Consider the following 3,545-nt stretch of genomic DNA (forward strand, 5'->3'; position numbering starts at 1 on the left):
GCCGTGACCGGCGCAACTGCCTGACGTCACAAACAAGCGCCTTGTTCAGGCGTCCATGAAACAACGTGACATCGCCCTTGAGATAGCTAAGCGAATATTGATTTTCCTGCATGCTTCTTTCTCTGCAACAATAACTTTCGTTGAAGGGTGCTCACATAAAATCGTCGAGCCCACCGCAATTTGCAACCCATGAAAGGCTCTTTCTGACTATTGCTGCGGTGTCCGCTATCTGTGGATGTGTTTTTCGCGCCAGTGATGGCTGCCGCCAATTCCACAAAAAGACTAACAAAGGCCGTCACCGCCGGTAAATCGAAGGGAAAATAATATCCTGATCAACTAGGACATTAAACTTATAGCCTGGACGAATATGGACCGTCGGCTGAACATTCAGATTCTTCGAGATCGTCTGTTCCGCGACCCGACCAAAGCTTTCGGCAAAATTCCGTCGTGCTGCATCCGAGGCCGTGTCCTGCGTCGCGAGCGTCGAACTCTCGGGCATCGACATGTCGATGCCGGTCCCGATCATTGCCACCAGCGCTGCCGAGCCGAAGGTCCTCCAAAGGTGACGGTCGACCTTGTCCTTGAAGCTCCCATATCCTTCAGCGTCCGTGCCGGCCATACCACCGATCTGCAGTGTAGACCCGTTCGGAAAAATGAGGTCGGTCCAGACGACAAGAACGCGTTCCTGGCCGAATGACACCTTGGAATCATAGCGGCCGAAGAGCTTTGCACCCTGTGGAATAAGGAGGCGGTAGCCGGTTGCGCTGTCGAAGACATTCTGGCTGACCTGAGCGGTAATGCGGCCTGGCAAATCGGAACTGAGGCCGGTGATCAATGTCGCCGGGATGACCGAACCGCGCTTCAACTCATAAGGCGACATTTGGGGCACCACCTGGTTTGGCAGGTAGCCGAGATCCTTGATGTCCTGATTGAAAAAGTCCTCCTTGGACGTCTGCCCGTTCTGATCGACGTTCTGTCCCATCAGGCCGGATTTCATGGCGGCAGCGTAAAGGTCTGACGCGCTGTTTGCCGCGACATTTGTCGGCTGACGGCCGGTGTCGTTACTGGAGTTTGCGGTCTTCTCAACATCGGAGACGTCAACCTTCAGCGGCGAATCGAGCGCCGTGGCACGGGCCTGAAGACGCGCCATCCGTTGGCGCTGGGCCTCGCGCATATATTGTTCATCCTGCTCTCGCTTCAGGCGAGCCTTCCACTCCCCTTCCGATTCGAGCCTTTGTTGACGGTCTTGTCGCTCAATTGGTTGGCGCTCGACGACCGGTTCTTGCTTCTCCTTTTGCTCCGCGACGACGGGTGTCAGTTGAAACACCTCCTGCTTTTCTGGGTCACCGATAATGCCATCCGTGACACCCCGCTTAAGCTGGTCGCCGAAACTGGTCGCAGGACTGTTGGAAGCGCTCTCGATGTCGCCACGACTGAAGGAAAGCCCGCGCAGCGACAGACCAATCACAACGACGCCGACGAACAGCACGATGACAATGATGGCGACGATGATCGGCAGGCGGTTGAGCCGCCGCATGCCCTGCTGATCGTCGGCTTGGCTCGACGTGCCGAGCTGGAGCGACTGGACCATGTTAATCTCCGTCAGTTGCGCTGCATGATCGAAAGGGGACTGGCCGGCGTCGCACCGGCCACCGACGGCGTGTAAGCGCGGCCAAGAGCGATGGAAGGCGTCGAGACCTGGACTAGCACCTGTCCGTCGAAGCCCTCGATTGCATAAGCAAGCTCGACCGGCTTGACGTCTTTGGCGACTTTGCCGTCCGTGACGACCTTGTAGCCCCACCCCTTCAGAGCCGCCTCGAGGGCGGATGCGAACTCCGATGTGTCCGTCTCCATTTTGATCGTCGTCGTAGCACCTGCCGTGCCAATCTGTACGGCCAGACGGCTTGCCATGTCGCCGGCGATGGCGCTTGCAGCCGATCCGGTGACGGCCACAGGGGTCGAGCTGGTGGTGAGTGCATCGTTGGCCGTTTGGCAGCTGGAGAGCAGCGCTGCCACGACGAAATATGCCAGAAGCTTGCGCATGCTTCAGCCTCCTCGCCGGATGGTGATCTTCTGTTGCCGCCAACCCACGCCGGAAACGAGGATCGCCCTGTCGATCGCATAATCGACGGTCATCATGTCGTTCTTCATCCGGTAATTGACGATGCGATTTTGACCGCCGGAGACGACGAACAGCACAGGTGCATCCTGACCGGAGATCGACTTCGGGAACTGAATGTAGGTCTTCACCCCGTCCGAATAGACCCGCTTCGGTTTCCAGGAAGCACCGCCGCTGATTGAATAGGAAAAGTTCAGTTTATCAGGCGCAGTTCCAGGAATGCCTCCGGTTTCGAGACGGGAATTGATGTCGGCGAGCTTGGTCGACACGTCTTCCGGATATTCGAACCCGACGCGCGCCATGTACTGGCTGGGATGGGATTTGAGCTGGATGTGGTAGGTTCGACGTGACGTGGTGACGACCATCGAGGTGAGAAGGCCTGGCTCCGATGGTTTGACGATGAGATGGATGGCCTGTCCGCCTGTAGCCCCCGAGGTGGCCGGCTCTACCTTCCAGCGCACGGTGTCGCCGACGAGGACGTCGCGAACGATCTCGCCACCTTGAAGCTCGATGTCGCAGACCTGTAAAGGCGAGCAGACGACGGAAGGTTGCGTTTCGCCGAACAGGAAGATCACCTTTCCGTCCGGTCCCGTCGTGACCAGTCCCGGTGTGCCGCGCCACTTCCTGGAAAGATTTGTTCCCTTCACCTCGTTGTTCGTCATGCTTTGCGCCTGCGCGCCCGCCGCAAGCAAGAGTCCGGCTATGCAGCCGGCGGCTGCAATCAATCTCGTTTTTTTCATTGAAAGAATCCCTGCCCTTAAAGCTGTGCCGTCCAGTCGAAATCCCGGACGTAGAGGCCGATCGGATTGAGGCGGATCGTCGCCTCATCCTGTGGCGCGGTGAGTGTCACCGTTGCGATGCCGCGGAACCGCCGCGTGCCGATCTCCTTGCCCTTGCGATCCCGCTCGTATTCCGTCCAGTCGATCTGATAGGTCTGGTTCGAAAGCGCCACGATGTTGTTGACCTCGATGGCAACTGTCGAAGACTTAGCCTTCTCGAACGGAGAATTGCCTCGGAACCAGGCGTTGACCTTCTCCGTCGACGGATCGGACGTGCGAAGAAGGGCGTAGGTGCGGTCAATATATTGCTTCTGCACCACCGCATCCGGAGTGATCGAGCGAAAGCTCGTTACGAAGTTACCGAGTGTGGCGCGCACCACGCGGACATCGGCATACTCGATCTGCTCCGGAAAGCCTGCCGTGACTGCCGTCCCGAGCTTGTCGACCTCGACGATGTAAGGCACGAGCCTCACCTGCGTGCTCAAATACATCGCGTAGCTGAAGCCGATGACGGCCATGACCAGACCGAGGACTCCCACGATGCGCCATGCGGCTGCGGCCTTCACATAGGAGCCATAGCGTTCGCTCCATTCCTGGCGGGCGGCAAGATACGGGTTTTCCGGGGCGCGGTTCGCTGCCATTTATTC

At 58.2% G+C, this 3,545-nt stretch carries 4 protein-coding genes; all 4 read right to left on the reverse strand.

All coding sequences use genetic code 11. The annotated features are described in order from the left end of the window. Positions 1 to 295 precede the first annotated feature (295 nt). The 4 genes from trbI to FFR93_RS40170 are packed head-to-tail and all read right to left on the reverse strand — an operon-like array spanning position 296 to position 3,539. Entirely contained in the window at positions 296 to 1,591 is a 1,296-nt protein-coding gene (gene trbI, locus FFR93_RS40155) for an IncP-type conjugal transfer protein TrbI (RefSeq protein ID WP_138397203.1), read from the reverse strand. 11 nt (positions 1,592 to 1,602) lie between these two features. After that, positions 1,603 to 2,043 (reverse strand): conjugal transfer protein TrbH, encoded by a 441-nt coding sequence (gene trbH / locus FFR93_RS40160; RefSeq protein WP_138397204.1) that lies wholly within the window; start codon positions 2,041 to 2,043, stop codon positions 1,603 to 1,605. Between the two features lie 3 nt (positions 2,044 to 2,046). Next, positions 2,047 to 2,859 (reverse strand): P-type conjugative transfer protein TrbG, encoded by an 813-nt coding sequence (gene trbG / locus FFR93_RS40165; protein ID WP_138397205.1) that lies wholly within the window; start codon positions 2,857 to 2,859, stop codon positions 2,047 to 2,049. 17 nt (positions 2,860 to 2,876) lie between these two features. After that, a complete protein-coding gene (locus FFR93_RS40170; RefSeq protein ID WP_027668115.1) occupies positions 2,877 to 3,539 on the reverse strand; it encodes a conjugal transfer protein TrbF in 663 nt (220 codons plus the stop codon). Positions 3,540 to 3,545 lie beyond the last annotated feature (6 nt).

This window comes from Rhizobium sp. MHM7A (genome assembly GCF_005862215.1).
In the GTDB taxonomy this organism is placed as follows: Bacteria; Pseudomonadota; Alphaproteobacteria; order Rhizobiales; family Rhizobiaceae; genus Rhizobium; species Rhizobium bangladeshense.

Bases quoted from the DNA above. Each gene is read 5' to 3' on its own strand.
- FFR93_RS40170 (WP_027668115.1), bottom strand. From the start codon at position 3,539: ATGGCAGCGAACCGCGCCCCGGAAAACCCGTATCTTGCCGCCCGCCAG.
- trbG (WP_138397205.1), bottom strand. From the start codon at position 2,859: ATGAAAAAAACGAGATTGATTGCAGCCGCCGGCTGCATAGCCGGACTC.
- trbI (WP_138397203.1), bottom strand. From the start codon at position 1,591: ATGGTCCAGTCGCTCCAGCTCGGCACGTCGAGCCAAGCCGACGATCAG.
- trbH (WP_138397204.1), bottom strand. From the start codon at position 2,043: ATGCGCAAGCTTCTGGCATATTTCGTCGTGGCAGCGCTGCTCTCCAGC.